At 35.1% G+C, this 17,933-nt stretch carries 21 protein-coding genes; all 21 read left to right on the top strand.

Annotated features, from left to right (window positions below):
- Window positions 1-101: 101 nt before the first annotated feature.
- The 21 genes from ACPF9A_RS10165 (at window position 102) to ACPF9A_RS10265 (ending at window position 17,933) form a co-directional block, all read left to right on the top strand.
- Complete coding sequence (locus ACPF9A_RS10165) at window positions 102-2,612, top strand: tetratricopeptide repeat protein (RefSeq protein WP_424004451.1); 2,511 nt, start codon at window positions 102-104, stop codon at window positions 2,610-2,612.
- Between the two features lie 3 nt (window positions 2,613-2,615).
- The gene (locus tag ACPF9A_RS10170) at window positions 2,616-3,035 is read left to right on the top strand and encodes a bactofilin family protein (RefSeq protein WP_424004102.1); all 420 of its coding nucleotides are present in this window, start codon (window positions 2,616-2,618) and stop codon (window positions 3,033-3,035) included.
- Window positions 3,013-3,240, top strand: coding sequence for an AtpZ/AtpI family protein (locus tag ACPF9A_RS10175; protein WP_424004104.1), 228 nt, complete (start codon window positions 3,013-3,015; stop codon window positions 3,238-3,240). The genes ACPF9A_RS10170 and ACPF9A_RS10175 overlap by 23 nt, the downstream gene beginning before the upstream one ends.
- Before the next feature lie 6 nt (window positions 3,241-3,246).
- Window positions 3,247-3,639 carry a DUF6168 family protein gene (locus ACPF9A_RS10180; protein WP_424004106.1) on the top strand — a complete coding sequence of 131 codons (393 nt, stop codon included), beginning with the start codon at window positions 3,247-3,249 and terminating at the stop codon, window positions 3,637-3,639.
- An 88-nt stretch (window positions 3,640-3,727) separates the two neighbouring features.
- Window positions 3,728-4,903: a F0F1 ATP synthase subunit A gene (gene atpB / locus ACPF9A_RS10185; RefSeq protein WP_424004108.1), complete on the top strand. Its 1,176-nt coding sequence runs from the start codon at window positions 3,728-3,730 to the stop codon at window positions 4,901-4,903.
- A 38-nt stretch (window positions 4,904-4,941) separates the two neighbouring features.
- A complete protein-coding gene (gene atpE, locus ACPF9A_RS10190) occupies window positions 4,942-5,136 on the top strand; it encodes an ATP synthase F0 subunit C (RefSeq protein ID WP_036825176.1) in 195 nt (64 codons plus the stop codon).
- 90 nt (window positions 5,137-5,226) lie between these two features.
- The gene (locus ACPF9A_RS10195; RefSeq protein WP_424004111.1) at window positions 5,227-5,727 is read left to right on the top strand and encodes a F0F1 ATP synthase subunit B; all 501 of its coding nucleotides are present in this window, start codon (window positions 5,227-5,229) and stop codon (window positions 5,725-5,727) included.
- Between the two features lie 8 nt (window positions 5,728-5,735).
- Complete coding sequence (gene atpH / locus ACPF9A_RS10200) at window positions 5,736-6,275, top strand: ATP synthase F1 subunit delta (RefSeq protein ID WP_424004113.1); 540 nt, start codon at window positions 5,736-5,738, stop codon at window positions 6,273-6,275.
- Window positions 6,276-6,335: 60 nt separating this feature from the next.
- Window positions 6,336-7,913 (top strand): F0F1 ATP synthase subunit alpha, encoded by a 1,578-nt coding sequence (gene atpA / locus ACPF9A_RS10205; RefSeq protein WP_424004115.1) that lies wholly within the window; start codon window positions 6,336-6,338, stop codon window positions 7,911-7,913.
- A 24-nt stretch (window positions 7,914-7,937) separates the two neighbouring features.
- On the top strand, window positions 7,938-8,276 hold the full coding sequence (locus ACPF9A_RS10210) for a four helix bundle protein (protein ID WP_424004117.1): 339 nt from the start codon (window positions 7,938-7,940) through the stop codon (window positions 8,274-8,276).
- A gap of 30 nt (window positions 8,277-8,306) precedes the next feature.
- Entirely contained in the window at window positions 8,307-9,170 is an 864-nt protein-coding gene (gene atpG / locus ACPF9A_RS10215; protein WP_424004119.1) for an ATP synthase F1 subunit gamma, read from the top strand.
- Between the two features lie 141 nt (window positions 9,171-9,311).
- Window positions 9,312-10,532, top strand: a complete 1,221-nt coding sequence (locus ACPF9A_RS10220) for a TCR/Tet family MFS transporter (protein WP_424004121.1) — start codon at window positions 9,312-9,314, stop codon at window positions 10,530-10,532.
- 71 nt (window positions 10,533-10,603) lie between these two features.
- Window positions 10,604-11,449: an alpha/beta fold hydrolase gene (locus ACPF9A_RS10225; RefSeq protein WP_424004123.1), complete on the top strand. Its 846-nt coding sequence runs from the start codon at window positions 10,604-10,606 to the stop codon at window positions 11,447-11,449.
- Window positions 11,449-11,943, top strand: coding sequence for an RNA polymerase sigma factor (locus tag ACPF9A_RS10230; RefSeq protein WP_424004125.1), 495 nt, complete (start codon window positions 11,449-11,451; stop codon window positions 11,941-11,943). The genes ACPF9A_RS10225 and ACPF9A_RS10230 overlap by 1 nt, the downstream gene beginning before the upstream one ends.
- A complete protein-coding gene (locus tag ACPF9A_RS10235) occupies window positions 11,936-12,496 on the top strand; it encodes a hypothetical protein (protein ID WP_424004127.1) in 561 nt (186 codons plus the stop codon). The genes ACPF9A_RS10230 and ACPF9A_RS10235 overlap by 8 nt, the downstream gene beginning before the upstream one ends.
- An 80-nt stretch (window positions 12,497-12,576) precedes the next feature.
- Entirely contained in the window at window positions 12,577-13,017 is a 441-nt protein-coding gene (locus ACPF9A_RS10240; protein ID WP_424004129.1) for a hypothetical protein, read from the top strand.
- Between the two features lie 51 nt (window positions 13,018-13,068).
- The gene (locus ACPF9A_RS10245) at window positions 13,069-14,529 is read left to right on the top strand and encodes a lipopolysaccharide biosynthesis protein (RefSeq protein ID WP_424004131.1); all 1,461 of its coding nucleotides are present in this window, start codon (window positions 13,069-13,071) and stop codon (window positions 14,527-14,529) included.
- Window positions 14,526-14,960 carry a dUTP diphosphatase gene (gene dut, locus ACPF9A_RS10250; protein WP_424004133.1) on the top strand — a complete coding sequence of 145 codons (435 nt, stop codon included), beginning with the start codon at window positions 14,526-14,528 and terminating at the stop codon, window positions 14,958-14,960. The genes ACPF9A_RS10245 and dut overlap by 4 nt, the downstream gene beginning before the upstream one ends.
- A gap of 17 nt (window positions 14,961-14,977) precedes the next feature.
- Window positions 14,978-15,910, top strand: coding sequence for a tetratricopeptide repeat protein (locus ACPF9A_RS10255; RefSeq protein WP_424004135.1), 933 nt, complete (start codon window positions 14,978-14,980; stop codon window positions 15,908-15,910).
- A 9-nt stretch (window positions 15,911-15,919) separates the two neighbouring features.
- Window positions 15,920-16,705, top strand: coding sequence for a DUF4292 domain-containing protein (locus tag ACPF9A_RS10260; RefSeq protein WP_424004137.1), 786 nt, complete (start codon window positions 15,920-15,922; stop codon window positions 16,703-16,705).
- A gap of 4 nt (window positions 16,706-16,709) precedes the next feature.
- Entirely contained in the window at window positions 16,710-17,933 is a 1,224-nt protein-coding gene (locus ACPF9A_RS10265) for a murein hydrolase activator EnvC family protein (protein ID WP_424004139.1), read from the top strand.

Consider the following 17,933-nt stretch of genomic DNA (forward strand, 5'->3'; position numbering starts at 1 on the left):
ACGGTATAATAATCTGGCTGTTTTTAAGTTAAACATACATACGTAGATCAACTATTTTGAATCTTAAAAATAAACTTATTTTATCCGGTGTTTTGGCGAGTATGCTTTTCAGTGCATGTTCGACCAAAAAAGATGCCTTTATTAATCGTAATTGGCATGCGCTGAACACCAAATACAATACCTTATATAACGGTAATATCGCTTTTGAAAAAGGGCGCACGACTTTAAACGAAACCTATCAAGACGATTATTTTGAACTCTTGCCTATAGAACGTTTAGAGGTTAGCGGCGAAATTAAACTCGACTCAGAAGACAACAATCCTAATTTTCTAATCGCGGAAGAAAAAGCGACCAAAGCTGTTCAACGCCATAGTATGGATATTAAAGATGAAGAGCGTAATCCACAAATAGATGAAGCTTTTTTATTATTAGGCAAGGCAAGGTATTTTGATGAGCGTTATATACCGGCATTAGAGTCTTTCAACTATATTTTAAATAAATACTCTGAAAGCGATAAGCTGAATGAAGCTAGTATTTGGAGAGAGAAAGTAAACATCCGATTAGAAAACGATGATCTAGCCATTAAGAACTTAAAGCGCTTAATGAAATACGAGCGCTTAAAAGATCAAGAATATGCCGATGCAAGAGCAATGATGGCGCAAGCGTTCATTAACCTTAATGCACCAGATACTGCTGTTCAAAATCTTAAAATTGCATCGCACTACACCACTAAAAATCCTGAGAAAGGCAGGTACTACTATATTATAGGTCAGTTGTATAATCAATTGGGGTATAAAGACAGTGCTAATTATGCATTTGACAAGGTGATAGACTTAAATAGAAAGTCGCCACGGGTATACATGATCAATGCAAAAATTGAAAAATTAAAGAATACCGAGGTTACTGCTGAAAATAAAGAAGAGGTTTTAGAATATTTGACCAAATTGGAATTGAATAGGGAGAATAGACCCTTTTTAGATGACATTTATAGACAATTGGCAGAGTTTCATTTAAAGCAAGAATCTGATAGCTTGGCGTTGGCCTATTTCAATAAATCGCTACGTGCTTCGCAAAACAAGCCAAAATTGAATGCGCTTAACTATGAGAATTTAGCGGAGTATAATTTTGATGAAAGTATATACAAGTCAGCAGGTGCCTATTATGATAGTGTACTTACAAACCTGAATGAGAATACCAAGAAATTTCGTGCTATTAAAAAGAAGCGCGATAATTTAGAAGATGTTATCAAATATGAGGACATTGTGCAATATGCCGACAGTGTAATAACATTATATCAAATGCCAAAAGATGAGCAATTGGCTTATTTCGGTAAGCATATTGAAGAATTGCAAAAGGCAAAAGAAGCTGCACAGAAAAAAGAGAAAGAAAGAATTACCGATGGTTTCGCTGCGTTTAGCAATAGTAAAGGTGGTAAAGAAAATAAGGGTAAATTCTATTTCTACAATATTACCAGTTTAGGCTACGGTCAAAATGATTTTAAGAATCGCTGGGGAAATAGAGAATTAACCGATGATTGGCGTTGGTCAGACAAATCGGTGATAAATAATGAAAATCTAGCATTACAAGATGCACAAGGGGTTAATGATAGTTTAAGTGTTGTAGGTGATGATGAGAAATTCTCGTTAGATTTTTATATGGATCGTTTACCAACAGATGTTGCTGTTATTGACAGCCTAAAGACAGAACGTAATTTCGCGAACTATCAATTAGGTTTAATATATAAAGAGAAGTTCAACGAAAACCTTCTGGCAGCTGGTAAATTAGAAGATGTATTGGCATCTAATGCAGAAGAACGATTAATTCTTCCTTCAAAATACAATTTGTATAAGATTTACGAAGAAGTTGATAGTCCGTTGAAAGAGGCTATGAAGGCAGATATTATTGCCAACCATTCAGACTCTAGATATGCTGAGATTCTATTGAACCCACAAGCGGTATTAGCAGATAATTCTGATAGTCCTGAAAAGCGCTACGAGAATTTGTTCAAACAGTATAAAGACCAAAAGTATTTACAGGTAATTACAGGATCAGAAGAAAACATCAATAGATTTACAGGTGATCCTATAGTTCCGAAATTTGAGATGCTAAAGGCAAATGCAATTGGTAGACTGCAAGGTTTTGAGCCTTTTAAAGAAGCATTGAATTATGTGGCACTAACGTATCCTAATAATCCGGAGGGTAAAAAGGCCGAACAGATGATTGCAGAGCAGCTTCCGAAGTTAGAGCCAAAAGAATTTTCACCAGAGACAGATTCTAAGGGAACATCGAACTGGAAAGTAGTTTTTCCGTTTAAAAGAAGCAATACCGAAAAGGCGTTAAAGTTGATGGAATTGTTAGAAAAATCTATCGTAGAACTTAGATACAAAAATATAGTTTCGAGAGATATTTATAATCTAGAAGATCAATTTGTAGTGGTACACGGATTTAAATCTAAAGATTTTGCACTTGGGTATGCCGAGCTGCTAAAAAATAATAAGGATTACCTAGTTGCTGATGAGAATTTTGTAGTTTTATCGGAGAACTATAAGATTATTCAAGTACACAAGAATATTATCGATTATAGAAATACGCTTTTAACCCCAAAACCGTGAACAATGTTTTCAGACAAACAAAAACCTAGAACTATGAATGAAGTAGGAGGTCAACCTAACAGAATAGAGAAGAATACCAAAATTAAAGGAGATATAATTTCAGAAGCTGATTTTCGCATAGATGGTAAGCTAGACGGTAATGTAAAAACTTCAGGAAAAGTTGTTATCGGTAAAGATGGTTACATTCATGGTAAAGTAGAATGTGTAAATGCAGATATAGAAGGTAGTTTTAACGGCGAACTTTTAGTGTCTGACTTATTATCTTTAAAATCATCTGCAGTAATAGAAGGTACCGTATCTGTAAATAAATTGGCGGTTGAGCCAGGTGCTACATTTAATGCTTCTTGTACAATGGGCGGTGGTAAAGGCGCTAGTGGTGCAGGTTTTAAATCATCTAATAATGGAGCCGCAAAAGCCTTGTAATGACAATTCTGAACTTTTAAGAAATGCCGCAAGCTTATCTGGTGTTGCCATACAAATGGGTGTCACGATATTCTTAGGCAATCTTTTAGGGGAGTGGTTGGATCAAAAATTTGAAAAAACGTTTTTAGAAGACACAGTTACTTTACTTGCCGTATTTTTGTCCATATACTTGGTCATTAAAAAAGTAATGGCCTTAAATAAATAAGGACAATTGCTTAGAAGAATAATAACATATTTAGTCGTGTTCCTTTTAGTGGGCACGACTTCTTTTTTTTTGCACACATTTTTTTTAGAGGAATTTGGGGCTAATTTTATTCCATTATTAAAAAAAGCATATATTTTTCATTTTTGTTTTTCTTTTATTCTAGTACTATTGTTTCTAATATTCAGCAGTGTTGAGAGAATATTTGAACAATTAGGATTCATTTATTTAGGAGTACTCGTTTTTAAAATAATAATTTTTACAGTTATTTTTTATCCGCAACTTTTAGGAGAAAATATGTTATCCCAGTATTATAGGGCTTCGCTATTAATTCCAGTTATTGTATTTTTGCCGCTTGAAGTGATTTTCATTTCAAAATTGATGCATGGTAAAAAAGTTTAAATTTTAAAGCTCTAAAGTTGCGTAGATTAGGTTAATATTAACTACTTTTGCGCAAAATTTCAAGAGCTTAATTTTTGAAAAAGATATAATGAAGAAAGTTTTAGATACATTGAAAACGGCAGCACTACTTTTTGTATTATGTTTTTCCTTACAAGGATTTGCATCATCTGACGAGGACCAGAACCTTTCGGTAGACACTAAAGATGAGGTAGATGCATACATTTTGCACCACATTAAAGATGCGCATGACTTTCATTTGTTTTCGTATACCTCTAATGGGGAGCGAAAACATGTTGGTTTTCCTTTGCCTGTAATTGTTTGGTCAAGTACAGGTCTTACAACATTTATGTCTTCTGCTTTTCATCACGATGATGATGGTAAGGTGGTTGTTGAGCGTAACGGATCTAGTTTTGTAAAGCTTCACAGTAAAATATATGAATTAGAAACGGGTGCTTCTCAGGTTGAATTCGATGAAACACATCACGCTACAAATGCACATAAAGTATTAGATTTTTCTATTACTAAAAGTGTTATGGGAATTTTACTTGTGGGCTTATTTATGCTCATCGTTTTTGGTTCTTTGGCAAGACAGTATGCAGGTAAAAAAGTGCCAACAGGTTTTGGTAGAGTGTTAGAACCTTTGGTTATTTATGTTAGAGATGAAATTGCATTGCCTAACATTGGTGAAAAAAAATATAGGAAATTCACAGGATATCTATTAACGGTTTTCTTTTTTATCTGGATTTTGAACTTGTTAGGATTAACACCTTTCGGATTCAATGTTACAGGGCAATTAGCGGTAACTGCTGCTTTAGCAATATTCACTTTAATTATCTATACCGTAAGTGGTAATAAAGATTATTGGATGCACATGCTTTGGATGCCAGGGGTACCTGTTTTAATTAGACCGGTATTAGCAATTATAGAATTGGCTGGTGCATTTATTATAAAGCCTTTCTCATTGTTGGTGCGTTTGTTCGCAAACATATCGGCAGGGCATATTGTAGTTATGAGTTTAATTGCGATTATGTTTACTTTGAAAGAGAGTTTAGGTGTTGTCGGGGCAACAGGGCTTTCTTTGGTATTAGCGTTTTTTATCACCTTAATTGAAGTGCTTGTAGCATTTTTACAAGCATATATTTTTACAATGTTATCAGCTTTATTTATAGGTATGGCAGTTGCAGAGCATGATCACGAACATGATCACGATGACCATGGTCATGATGTGCCATATGCAGAGGATGTAAGAGGGGATTTTATTTAACACGAGTTTTTTTAATTTAATTATATAAATCAATTAGTATGGTAACTTACAATTTAATTGGAGCAGGTTTAATCGTAATCGGAGCAGGTATTGGACTTGGTCAAATTGGTGGTAAAGCAATGGAAGGTATTGCTCGTCAGCCAGAAGCGACAGGTAAAATTCAAACTGCGATGATTATCATCGCTGCACTTTTGGAAGGTTTGGCATTCGGTGCTTTGTTCTTAGGAAAATAAGAACACAAAAACCAAAGAACATTCTCCTGCAACGGTTGGTTACAGGAAATGTTTTTTTTAATTATTGATTTAGATTTTAAAGATTAAGATATGGAAGTTTTATTGAACGATTTTTCACCAGGTTTATTTGTTGTTCAAACAATATTATTATTAGCATTAATTTTCTTAATGGTAAAATTTGCTTGGAAACCAATTTTGAATTCGCTGAACGAAAGAGAAGCTGGTATAGAAGAGGCATTGGCTGCTGCTGATAAAGCACGTACCGATATGCAAAACTTACAAGCTGATAATGAAAAGATGCTTCAAGAAGCACGTGCTGAACGTGAGGGGATGTTGAAAGAAGCGCGCGAAATCAAAGAAAAAATGATCTCTGACTCTAAAGAGCAAGCAAAGATAGAAGGCGATAAGATGTTGAAGCAAGCGCAAGCTGCCATCGAAAGCGAGAAAAAAGCTGCTGTTGCCGATATTAAAAGTCAGGTTGCAGAATTATCTGTAGCTATAGCAGAAAAAGTTATAAAAGGAGAGTTATCTAACAACGACAAGCAATTGAAATTGGTAGATGCAATGTTGAGCGACATAAAACTTAACTAAAAGAAATAATGAGCGAATCTAGAGCTGCATTACGTTACGCAAAGGCAATATTGGACATGGCCAAGGACAACAAAGCCTTGGATGCTGTTGAGAAAGATATGCGTTCAATCGCCGCTACTATTTCAAATAGTAAAGAACTAAGAGTTGTATTGGCTAGTCCGGTTGTTTCTGATACCATGAAAAAGAATGCTTTACTTGAGATTTTCAAGGGTAGCCATTCTATTACAGAGGGTACTATTAACATGTTGGTAGACAATAAACGTTTAGGAATGCTAAACGAGGTTGCTTTAAAATATATTATTCTTAATGAGCAATTAAAAGGTATAGATGTAGCATACGTTACAACTGCTGTGCCCTTAGATGCTGAAATGGAGAAAAAAATATTGAAGAAGGTAGCGGCACTTACTGGTAATGAAGTTACCATTGAGAGTAAAATTGACGAAAGTATTATTGGTGGCTTCATCTTAAGAGTTGGAGATTTACAATATGATGCTAGTATCGCCAATAAGCTGAATAATATTAAAAGAGAATTTTCAAATAGTCTATAATAACTATATATGGTAGTGGATGTTTACATCTATCACCTAATATCTTATATCTAATTAAAAATGGCAGGAGTAAAAGCCGCTGAAGTATCAGCAATTTTAAAGAAACAATTATCAGGATTTGATGCTACCGCTACTTTAGACGAAGTAGGTACTGTTTTAACTGTAGGTGATGGTATCGCAAGAATCTACGGATTAGCTAATGCTCAATATGGAGAATTAGTTGAGTTCGAAGGCGGACTTGAAGGTATCGTTTTGAACCTTGAAGAAGACAACGTTGGTGTGGTTCTTTTAGGGCCTTCTAAATCAGTAGGTGAAGGTGATACGGTTAAGCGTACTCAACGTATTGCTTCTGTAAAAGTTGGTGAAGGTATTGTTGGTCGTGTAGTTGATACTTTAGGTACACCTATAGATGGCAAAGGGCCTATTGCTGGTGAAACTTACGAGATGCCATTAGAGCGTAAAGCTCCAGGGGTAATCTATAGAGAGCCTGTAACTGAACCAATGCAAACTGGTATTAAAGCAATTGATGCCATGATCCCAGTTGGTAGAGGTCAAAGAGAACTTGTTATTGGTGACCGTCAAACTGGTAAGACTACAGTTTGTATCGATACCATTTTGAACCAAAAAGAATTTTATGATGCTGGTAAGCCTGTTTACTGTATCTATGTTGCCATAGGTCAGAAAGCATCTACTGTAGCCGGTATCGCTCAAGTATTGGAAGATAAAGGGGCAATGGCATATACTACTATTGTAGCTGCTAACGCATCTGATCCTGCACCAATGCAAGTATATGCACCGTTTACTGGAGCATCTATTGGAGAGTATTTCCGTGATACAGGTCGTCCTGCATTAATTATATATGATGATTTATCAAAACAAGCGGTTGCTTATCGTGAGGTGTCTCTTTTATTAAGAAGACCACCAGGACGTGAGGCTTACCCAGGTGATGTTTTCTACCTACACTCTAGATTGTTAGAGCGTGCTGCAAAAATTATCAATGATGATGATATCGCAAAAGAAATGAACGATTTGCCAGAGGTGTTAAAGCCAATGGTAAAAGGTGGTGGTTCTTTAACGGCTTTGCCAATAATTGAAACACAAGCGGGTGACGTTTCTGCTTATATCCCAACAAACGTAATTTCTATTACTGACGGACAGATATTCTTAGAACAAGATTTATTCAACCAAGGTGTAAGACCGGCAATTAACGTAGGTATTTCTGTATCTCGTGTTGGTGGTAACGCTCAGATTAAATCAATGAAGAAAGTTGCTGGTACATTGAAACTGGATCAAGCTCAGTTTCGTGAACTAGAAGCATTCGCGAAATTTGGTTCAGATTTAGATGCAGCTACATTAAACGTTATTGAAAAAGGACGTAGAAACGTTGAAATATTAAAGCAAGCACAGAACGATCCATTTACTGTTGAAGATCAAGTAGCTATTATCTATGCGGGTTCTAAAAACTTGTTAAGAGACGTACCTGTTGATAAAATAAAAGAATTCGAACGTGATTACTTAGAGTTTTTGAACGCTAAGCACAGAGATGTTCTTGATACGTTGAAGGCTGGTAAACTTACAGATGAGGTTACAGATACCTTGACTGCTGTTTGTAAAGACCTTTCGGCGAAATATAAATAAGTTAAAAGTGCAGAGTGATGAGTTATGAGTAAATTGAATGAAAGTCCTATTAGGATAAAAAGTTTTGAATTTGCTTGTAATATTGTTCTGTACTGTGATGCTTTAAAAGGGAATAAAGATTTTGAGCTTGCTTCTCAATTGTTAAGAAGCGGGACTAGTATTGGAGCAAATACTAGAGAAGCGCAGCGAGGGGTTAGTAAGAAAGATTTTAAAAATAAGTTTGGAATAGCTCTAAAGGAGGCGGACGAAACCATGTATTGGTTAGAGATATTGGAAGCGACTGGAAGAAATGTACCAAAGGATATGAAAATTAAATGCGAAGAATTAATTAGAATTTTAGTTTCAATAATTAAAAACTCATAACTCTTCATTCATAACTTTTAACTTGAACAAATGGCAAATTTAAAGGAGATACGTAATAGAATTTCATCGGTTTCTTCAACGATGCAGATTACCAGTGCCATGAAAATGGTATCTGCTGCGAAATTGAAGAAGGCACAAGACGCAATTACCGCGATGAGACCTTATGCCGATAAACTAACCGAATTACTTCAAAATTTAAGCGCAAGTTTAGAAGGTGATTCTGGTAGTGTTTATGCCGATAATCGTATTGTGAACAAGGTTTTAATTGTTTCCGTTACTTCTAACAGAGGTCTTTGTGGAGCTTTTAATACTAATATTTTAAAGCAATCGGTTAATCTAGCAGAAAATGTTTACGCTGGTAAATCAGTTGATTTTATTGCTATTGGTAAAAAAGCAAATGACTTTCTAGGAAAACGCTTTAATGTTATCGCTAATCACAGTGGTGTTTATGATGACTTAACTTTTGATAATGTCGCTGATATTGCTGAGAGTTTAATGGCCCTTTTTGCTGCTGGTACATATGACCGTATTGAAATTGTGTATAACAAATTCAAAAACGCGGCAACTCAAATTGTAATGACAGAGCAATTTTTACCTATTGTTCCATTAGAAGAAGTTGAAGTAACTGCAAGTGCAGATTATACTTTTGAACCTACGAAATTAGAAATCATTGAACAATTGATTCCTAAATCTTTAAAGACACAATTGTATAAAGGTATTAGAGATTCATTTGCTAGTGAGCATGGTGCACGTATGACTGCAATGCACAAAGCAACTGATAACGCTACAGAAATGCGTGATCAATTGAAATTAACATACAACAAAGCAAGACAGGCTTCTATTACTAACGAGATTTTAGAAATCGTTGGTGGTGCAGAGGCATTAAATAACTAGTTGTGCATTTGTACTTGATGACTTGTTTTTTAAAGTCATTAAAAGCTTGATAATATATTGATTTGAAAACCCCACTTTTAAGTGGGGTTTTTGCTTTTATAGCTTTGAGATTACTTTTTTTATACGACTTTTGTCTTGACCATGAAATCAAACAAAACCGCGTTACTTTTTATATTCATTACCATCTTAGTTGATGTAATTGGTATTGGTATCATCCTTCCTATTATCCCAGATTTGATTATGGAGTTAACAGGTGAGGGTAATCACATGGCTATTATTTATGGTATGTGGCTGACTACCGCTTTTGCAGGTATGCAATTTTTGTTTTCACCGGTGTTAGGCGAAATATCCGATAGATTTGGAAGAAGACCTATATTACTTCTTGCGCTATTCGGATTAAGTGTAGATTACATGATTCACGCTTGGGCTCCAACAATTACCTGGTTGTTTTTAGGGCGATTTTTAGCGGGAATAACTGGCGCGAGTTTTACGGTGGCGTCTGCATATATCGCTGATGTAAGTACTAAAGAAAATAAGGCAAAGAACTTCGGATTAATAGGTGCTGCTTTCGGAATCGGATTTATAATCGGTCCGGGAATTGGGGGATTTTTCGGAGAGATCAATATCCGACTCCCATTTTATATTGCTGCAGGCTTAACATTTGCTAACTTTCTTTTTGGCTATTTCTTTGTTCCAGAATCTTTGGCTCCTGAAAATAGAAGACAGATAAATTTTTCAAAGATGATTCCTGGGGTCTCCTTGTTTGCATTACGAAATTATAAAGGGATTTTGTTATTGATATCCGCTTTCTTCTTGGCGAATCTTGCAGGGCAGGCATTACCATCAACGTGGTCTTATTATGGTATTGAAAGATATGATTGGACTCCTAGAGAAATTGGTTTGTCATTAATGGTAGTAGGATTGCTAGTGGCCATTGTACAAGGGTTTTTAGTGGGTAAGATTGTAAAGAAATTTGGAAAACGTAAGGTCATTATTTTCGGGTTTTTATTATGGACCGTAGGTATGTTCTTATTCTCATTCGCCAAAGAACCTTGGATGCTGTATGCATTCTTAATTCCGTATGCGTTAGGTGGTATTGCTGGACCAACGGTACAAGGGGTAATTTCAAATCAGGTATCTGAAAAAGAACAGGGCATTTTACAAGGATCCATAACAGGTTTGGTAAGTATTACTGCTATTCTCGGTCAATTTATCTTCGCACCGGTATTTTACTATTTTATACGTCCTGAAGGCACTATTTATTTTCCTGGTGCACCATATGCTTTAGCTGCAGTATTTCTTTTAGCGGCGTTTATTTTAGCATCCACAGCTATAAATAGAATGGATGTAGAGCCAGAATAAAATCTTTTTTCAATTTAAGATGTAACATTTTTTAATTTTTGAATCTAAAGGGCAAACAAACAAAAACTCTTATGATGAAAACAATTAAAAAATTACTATACGGACTACTTTTATTTACTGCCTTTTCTAGTACTGCACAATACAACCCTTTTGAAGTAAAAGTTACTGGCGAAGGAGATCTAATACTCTTATTCCCTGGATTTACCTGTACTGGTGAAGTTTGGAATGCGACCGTAAACGAATTATCAAAGAATTACGAATGCCATGTATTTACTTTTGCTGGCTTTGGAGATGTACCTGCTATTGAAAAGCCATGGTTGCCGAAAATTAAAGATGGAATTATAGAATACATTTCTGAAAAGAAATTAAATAACCCAACTTTAATCGGTCATAGTTTAGGTGGGGCATTAGCATTGTGGATGGCTGCAGATGGCAATTCATATAAAGAATTAATTATCGTAGATGCCTTACCATCAACAGGTGCTTTAATGATGCGAGATTTCAAGAGCGAATATATGGTGTACGATTCCCCATATAATAAACAACTAGTAGCTATGGGCGATGCTGATTTTGAAGCTATGGCACAGCAAATGGCGAATAGTATGGCTAAAGAAAAATCAAACCAAGAAACCATTAAAAAGTGGATAGTTCAGGCCGATCGAGAAACCTATGTCTATGGGTATACCGATTTATTAAAGTTAGATTTACGTGAAGATTTGGCTAAAATTAGTTCGCCGGTTACGTTACTGGCAGCAACCGAGCCTTATGGTACAGACATGGCGAAATCTACATATGACTTACAGTATAAAGCCCTTGCAGAATATTCCATTGAATTTGCTAATGGTTCATCGCACTTTATCATGTACGACCAACCACAATGGTTTATCGAGAATCTTAAAAAGGCATTGAATAACTAATGAGCTATAAAGAGAATACATACAAGAAAATTTATCAACAGAACTACCCTAAGGTCATTCGTTTGTGTTTAGGGTATACTGTCGGTAATGATGCACTTGCCAAAGATTTAGCTCAAGAAACTTTTATTAAAGTTTGGCAAAATTTAGACGGATTTAGAAATGAAAGTGGACTTTCAACTTGGATCTACCGAATCTGTGTGAACACCTGCTTGGCAGAAATACGACGGGAGCGTAAGAAAGATAAAAACCTGGAAATTGATAATCTTCAGGTTAGTGCTTCTAATGATTATTCGGCTGAAAAAGAAGATATGCTGGTTCAGCTTTATAAATGTATCGATAAATTAAGCAGCATTAATAAAGCTATTATTTTACTAGAATTAGAAGGATTGCCTCAGCTAGAGATTTCAGATATAATGGGTATCAAGCATGAAGCCATCCGTACTAGAATACATAGAATAAAACAACAACTTACAAAATGTGTCCACAATGAATAATTTTGAAGATTTACAGAATAAATGGCAGAGCCAATCGGCGGTTAATGCCACCGAAGACGGATTTCAAGCGCTTTTAAAAGGTGTAAAATCCATAGAACAAAAACAACGAACAGGTAATATTGTTCAAACCATTACAATCATCATCTTAGTTGCATTTCTAATCTACGTTTCAGGTTACAAAAGCGAGACGTTTATGCTTGGTATAGGTTTAATGATCGGTAGTTTAGTAGTTAGAATTGCTATTGAGATGTATAGCCTAAAAAAGCTGAGAAGTATAAATTTCAGTAAAGAATCAAATACCTTCCAAAACGATTTAACGAGTTATTATAGTTTTAGAAAATATACACATTACCTAATTACTCCATCGGTAATTTTTATTTATACCGTTGGGTTTATTATTTTATTGCCATTGTTTAAAGCTTCTTTATCAAATGGGTTTTATCTATATATTTTATGTTCATCTGTAGTGTTTTTAGTGGTGTTCTCGGTTTTTATCTATAAGCAGACACGAAAAGAACTCTCTAAATTGAAAGAATTACAAATGAAAGATTGATTGCTAAATTGTGATAGCGATGTTAAATGAGTCGTTAAACCCATATTACTTGCTATCTTTATATGGATAATATCGGTCTAATGAAATATGTAACTAGTTGTTTTTTACTTTTCTGTCTTTGTCTTACCAGCTGTACTTCGCAAAAAAAATTACAGACAGAAACTCCCTTTGAAATTGGCAACGCCAGTTGCCAACAATACGTTGGCGGACGTGAAGAAAGCGGTTCTGGTACCGAATTAAGAATTCCCGTTGCTAGTTTTCAGAAAGTTACTATAGAACTTGATGAAGTTTATTTTCGTGGTAAGCAAGTCAAAGCACTTGTAAATACAATTGATGATCAAGATATGATTGTTGTTAGAATTTCTAATGAAATGTCAGATTCATCTGAAACGAAGAGTTTGAATTTAAATTCAGATGAGGCGGTTATTAGTTATATTGAGAATGGTGAAACAAAATTTACCAAGATTTCAGGCATAAAACAAAAGCAACCGTTAATTTATAATGGTATCCCTAAAAACTAACTTTGTAACTAGGCTTTTAATAGGTACTTTTATCCTCTGAATTTATAGTGTTTGAATCCACTCAAAAAACTTTTTAAACAAACGGCAATCTATGGCTTGGCAACTGTCTTGCCAAGGATGCTTAATGTTATATTGGTACCTATTTATACCGGTGTAATGAAGCCAGGTTCATATGGCGAAGTAGTGGTAATTTTTGCATATTTTGCAATTTTCAATGTCTTCCTTGCTTATGGTATGGAAACCGCTTTTTTTAGATTCTATAAGGATACAGAAAACAAAAAAAGAGTGGTTTCGACATCATTGTTATCCATTTTAGGATCAACCTTGCTATTTATGCTCATTGGGTTTTTGTTTAAATCTTCGTTATCCGATGTTCTAGAAATATCAAATGAGTATATAGGCTATGTCTTTTGGATATTAGCTTTAGATGCTTTAGTTATCATTCCGTTTGCTTGGTTAAGAGCAAATGAAAGACCTATGCATTATGCCGTAATTAAGTTAATTAATGTTGGCTTGAACTTAGGTTTGAATTCTTTTTTCTTAATTTTTCTTCCAAAAATTGCTGCTGCAGATAGTACTGGTCTTCTAGCATCGATGTACAAACCAGATTTTGAAATCTCTTATATCTTAATTGCTAACTTAGTTTCAAGTGCAGTTACATTAATATTAATGTTGAGAGTATATCTGCGAAGACCATATATTTTTGATATAGATATTTGGAAAAGAATGCTAAAATATGCCATGCCGGTTATGGTGGCAGGTATCGCATTTACCGTAAATGAGGTGTTAGATAAAATTTTGCTTGAGAAAATATTACCTGTCGAAATAGCTAGTGATGAAGTTGGTAAGTATGGTGCATGTGTAAAGCTTGCCGTTTTTATGACGCTATTCGCAACTGCCTTTAGAATGGGTATAGAACCATTCTTTTTTAGCCATTCAGACACTAAAAACCCGCAAAAAGCTTACGCTCAAATAACCAACTACTTTGTTGTACTAGGCAGTATTATACTGTTGGCAGTGGTTGTGTTCTCTGACGTGCTAAAAGTACTTTTTGTACGTGATGAAGCCTATTGGGAAGCTATGCCTGTAGTTCCATTAATTTTATTGGCAGCTTTCTTCTTGGGTATTTACCATAATCTTTCCGTTTGGTATAAGGTGACCGACCGAACAAAATTCGGAGCATATATATCATTAATAGGTGCCGTTTTGACCATAATCGTAAACTTGATTTTTATTCCTCATTTTGGGTATATGGCATCTGCTGTAGCTACATTATTGGCTTATGGAACCATGATGCTGCTTTCGTTTTATTTCGGACAGATGTATTATCCTATTCCGTATAACTTCAGAAAAATTAGTTTTTATTTAGTAATCTCCATCTTGTTTTCTATTCTTTCATTTTACATATTTGATAGAAACCTCTTTGTGGGTATACCGCTGTTAATTGTGTTCTTAGGTTTAGTGTATAAACTAGAATTTGAGAATCTTAAAAAATTATATTTAAATAGATGAACATAAAAATCATTAATAAGTCGAATCACGATTTGCCACATTACGAAACAAATGCATCTGCAGGTATGGATCTAAGAGCGAATCTAACCGAGGCTGTTACGTTACAACCTTTAGGTAGAGCTATTATACCAACTGGTCTTTTCATTGAATTACCTGTAGGTATTGAAGCACAGGTTCGACCTAGAAGTGGTCTTGCTGCAAAAAAAGGAGTAACTGTACTTAATGCTCCAGGTACAATTGATGCTGATTATAGGGGCGAAGTCGGGGTGATATTGATAAATCTTGGTAGTGAAGATTTTATCGTTGAAAATGGAGAACGTATCGCACAAATGGTCATTGCAAAACATGAACGTGCAGAGTGGAGTGTTGTCGACAGCTTGTCTGAAAGCGTTAGAGGCGAAGGCGGATTTGGTAGTACTGGTGTAAAGTAATTTCTGTTACTAGAGATATGAAGAACTTGATTTTAATGGGCTTGCTTGTCGGTGTTTGTAGTACGCCCATGCAATCTTTTGCGCAAGAAAATCAAGAATTGGATGTAGAACAAAGCGCAGAGGTCTTTTTAGAGGAATATTCAGATACTTTTCAAGAGAATTTTTTCGAAGGGTTAAAGCAAATGGGAATTCGTAATTATGACCGAGCTATAACTTACTTCTTAGAATGTAAACGTCTACAACCACAAAATACGGTCGTCTCTTTTGAGTTGGCTAAATTTCATTTGTATGATAAGCAATTTGTAGTTGCTCAAGAATATGCGGTAGAGGCGCTTAACGGTGAGCCAGAAAATTACTGGTATGCAGAAACCTTGGTAGATGTTGTCGATGCTAGAAAATCTGTATTAGAAGAGGTAAAAGAAGAGCTACCTTGGGATAATGTTGTGCTTCGGGGTAATTTGGCAGAAATCTATTTTCTAAAAGAAGATTATGTAACTGCAAAATCTATTTTAAAGGGCTTAAAAACTTCTAAAAAATATCAATACTTAGAGCATAAGATAACAGATTCAATCGCTAAACAACAAGAAAAGCCCACTACAGTTATTGTATCTAGAAAAGCAGAGAATACTACTGATTTAAGCAGTATTGATGGGTATAAAGTAAAAATAGAGGGTTTATTAGCTTCAGCTGGCAATCATGATGAATTATTACGTTTGACAGAAGATGCAATAGAACGTTTTCCATCTCAGCCATACTTTTATTACGCCCAAGGTGCCGCATTTAATCTGTTAAACAAATATACCGATGCTATCGATATTTTAGTGACGGCATTAGACTACGTTATAGATGACATTCCGCTTGAGAATAATATCTATAAAGAATTGGCTACCTCATATATGGCGACCAATAATACCTCGAAGGCAAATATGTACCTTAGTAAAATTAAATAAGGATTTTAGATGATGAAGTTTTTGAATATGATGAAATCAAGGCAAGCCATTGTAATAATGATGATTGTATTTATGGCCTCTTGTAAGAGCACTAAAGTAATTACTGGTGGTACCGTAGATGAAAAAATGACATCTAAGTCGGTTATAAAAGCCCATTATCAAAACGAAGCGGGTTTTAAGACATTAGCCGGTAGGGTTAAAATAGCCTATTCAGATGGGGAATCTTCTCAGAGTGTTTCGGTAAGCTTACGAATGGAAAAAGACAAAGCTATTTGGATGAGTGCGCCCTTAGGTATTGTAAAGGCATATATAACGCCCGATAGAGTGTCTTTTTATAATAAACTAGAGAACGAATATTTTGATGGCGATTTTTCATATTTAAGTAATTTATTGGGCACCGAAGTAGATTTTTCAATTTTACAGAATCTACTAACTGGGCAAGCAATAGTAGACTTAAGAAAAGAAAAATATGATATCGATATTTCTGAAGAAGCATATCGACTTACACCTAGGTTACAGGCATCGTTGTATAAAATGTTATTCAGAATCGAACCTAAAAATTATAAGATGGATTTGCAGCAGATCGCTCAACCTCAAGAGAAGCGTCTGTTAGAAATTACCTATAAAAATTACCAGAGTTTAGATAAAGAAATTTTGCCTAACGAGATAATGATAAGAGCAATTAGTAAGGACAAGGTGAATACTATTGAACTAGAATTCAAGAATTTAGAATTAAATAGTCCTGTAAATTTCCCATATTCCATACCTAAAGGTTTTAAAGAAATTGAACTGTAAACATATGTTGTTCAAAATAAGATATTGTCTTTTTTTAGTAATGCTATTCACCTCTGTGTCTATATTTTCACAAACGAGTGAGCAAAAAGCATTAGAGGAAAAGCGTGAGCAACTTCAGTCGGAAATACGAAACATTAACCGCCTGCTTTTTGCCGAAAAAAAAGAGAAAGGCAATGTTTTGGATCAAATGGAGGCGTTAGATAAAAAAATTACCGTACGCCAGCAACTTATACGAGTTACCAATCAGCAATCGAACTTATTGAACAGACAGATCAATACCAATATTAGAAATATAGGTAAGTTAAAGAACGAGCTGCAAGAAGTAAAGGACGAGTACGCGAAAATGATTCAGAAGTCATATCAGAACAAATCGAAACAGAATAGATTAATGTTCTTGTTATCTTCTGAAAGCTTCTTTCAAGCATTTAAAAGGCTTCAATATATGAAGCAGTATACAGACTATAGAAAAGAGCAGGGAGCTCAGATATTGACCAAAACAGAAGAGCTTTCACGTCTAAATTCAGATTTGAACGAAGAGCGAAAAGTAAAAGAGGTTTTATTGGCTCAGAATAAAAAGGCGAAAGATCAATTATTCGGTGAAATACAGACTCAGAAAGCATTATTGGGTACTATTCGTAAGAACGAGAGTAAGTATGCCAGTGCGATCGATACGAAAAAGAAAGAAGCTAGAAAGATAGATCAGCAAATTGAAAATCTGATTAGAAGTGCAATTGCGGCCTCGAATAAAAAATCTGGCAGTACTACTAAAAACTCAAGTAAGTTCGTACTAACTCCAGAAGCGACTGTTATTGCCAATAACTTTTCTGCCAATAAAGGAAAACTGATTTGGCCCGTAGAAAAGGGAATAAAGAGTCAGGGATTCGGGGTGTACGCTGATCCTGTCTACCCGGGGATTAAGCACCAAAGTAACGGAGTAATTATTGCAACGGATGAGGGCTCAAAAGCACGTGCTATTTTTGAAGGAGAAGTAATCGCTATTTTGGCTGTGCCTGGTGGTAATAAAGGGGTGCAAATTAAACACGGTAATTTCATTAGTACATACTACAACCTTTCTGAACTGTATGTAAAAAAAGGTGATAAAGTATCTAGTAAAGAAGAACTCGGTGTTGTTTATACCAATAAAAATAATGGTCAGACCAGATTAAAATTTTACCTATACCAGGATACCTCTCGTCTTAACCCAGAAGAATGGGTGTATCGACTTTAA

This window comes from Maribacter sp. IgM3_T14_3 (genome assembly GCF_049603095.1).
In the GTDB taxonomy this organism is placed as follows: Bacteria; Bacteroidota; Bacteroidia; order Flavobacteriales; family Flavobacteriaceae; genus Maribacter.

Excerpts from the sequence above, each read along its gene's own strand:
- ACPF9A_RS10230 (WP_424004125.1), top strand. The coding sequence starts at position 11,449 with ATGAGCTATAAAGAGAATACATACAAGAAAATTTATCAACAGAACTAC.
- ACPF9A_RS10220 (WP_424004121.1), top strand. The coding sequence starts at position 9,312 with ATGAAATCAAACAAAACCGCGTTACTTTTTATATTCATTACCATCTTA.
- atpH (WP_424004113.1), top strand. The coding sequence starts at position 5,736 with ATGAGCGAATCTAGAGCTGCATTACGTTACGCAAAGGCAATATTGGAC.
- atpE (WP_036825176.1), top strand. The coding sequence starts at position 4,942 with ATGGTAACTTACAATTTAATTGGAGCAGGTTTAATCGTAATCGGAGCA.
- ACPF9A_RS10210 (WP_424004117.1), top strand. The coding sequence starts at position 7,938 with ATGAGTAAATTGAATGAAAGTCCTATTAGGATAAAAAGTTTTGAATTT.
- ACPF9A_RS10170 (WP_424004102.1), top strand. The coding sequence starts at position 2,616 with ATGTTTTCAGACAAACAAAAACCTAGAACTATGAATGAAGTAGGAGGT.
- ACPF9A_RS10165 (WP_424004451.1), top strand. The coding sequence starts at position 102 with ATGCTTTTCAGTGCATGTTCGACCAAAAAAGATGCCTTTATTAATCGT.
- atpA (WP_424004115.1), top strand. The coding sequence starts at position 6,336 with ATGGCAGGAGTAAAAGCCGCTGAAGTATCAGCAATTTTAAAGAAACAA.
- ACPF9A_RS10195 (WP_424004111.1), top strand. The coding sequence starts at position 5,227 with ATGGAAGTTTTATTGAACGATTTTTCACCAGGTTTATTTGTTGTTCAA.
- ACPF9A_RS10225 (WP_424004123.1), top strand. The coding sequence starts at position 10,604 with ATGATGAAAACAATTAAAAAATTACTATACGGACTACTTTTATTTACT.
- ACPF9A_RS10260 (WP_424004137.1), top strand. The coding sequence starts at position 15,920 with ATGATGAAGTTTTTGAATATGATGAAATCAAGGCAAGCCATTGTAATA.
- atpB (WP_424004108.1), top strand. The coding sequence starts at position 3,728 with ATGAAGAAAGTTTTAGATACATTGAAAACGGCAGCACTACTTTTTGTA.
- ACPF9A_RS10265 (WP_424004139.1), top strand. The coding sequence starts at position 16,710 with ATGTTGTTCAAAATAAGATATTGTCTTTTTTTAGTAATGCTATTCACC.
- ACPF9A_RS10235 (WP_424004127.1), top strand. The coding sequence starts at position 11,936 with ATGAATAATTTTGAAGATTTACAGAATAAATGGCAGAGCCAATCGGCG.
- ACPF9A_RS10240 (WP_424004129.1), top strand. The coding sequence starts at position 12,577 with ATGAAATATGTAACTAGTTGTTTTTTACTTTTCTGTCTTTGTCTTACC.
- ACPF9A_RS10175 (WP_424004104.1), top strand. The coding sequence starts at position 3,013 with ATGGAGCCGCAAAAGCCTTGTAATGACAATTCTGAACTTTTAAGAAAT.
- dut (WP_424004133.1), top strand. The coding sequence starts at position 14,526 with ATGAACATAAAAATCATTAATAAGTCGAATCACGATTTGCCACATTAC.
- ACPF9A_RS10255 (WP_424004135.1), top strand. The coding sequence starts at position 14,978 with ATGAAGAACTTGATTTTAATGGGCTTGCTTGTCGGTGTTTGTAGTACG.
- atpG (WP_424004119.1), top strand. The coding sequence starts at position 8,307 with ATGGCAAATTTAAAGGAGATACGTAATAGAATTTCATCGGTTTCTTCA.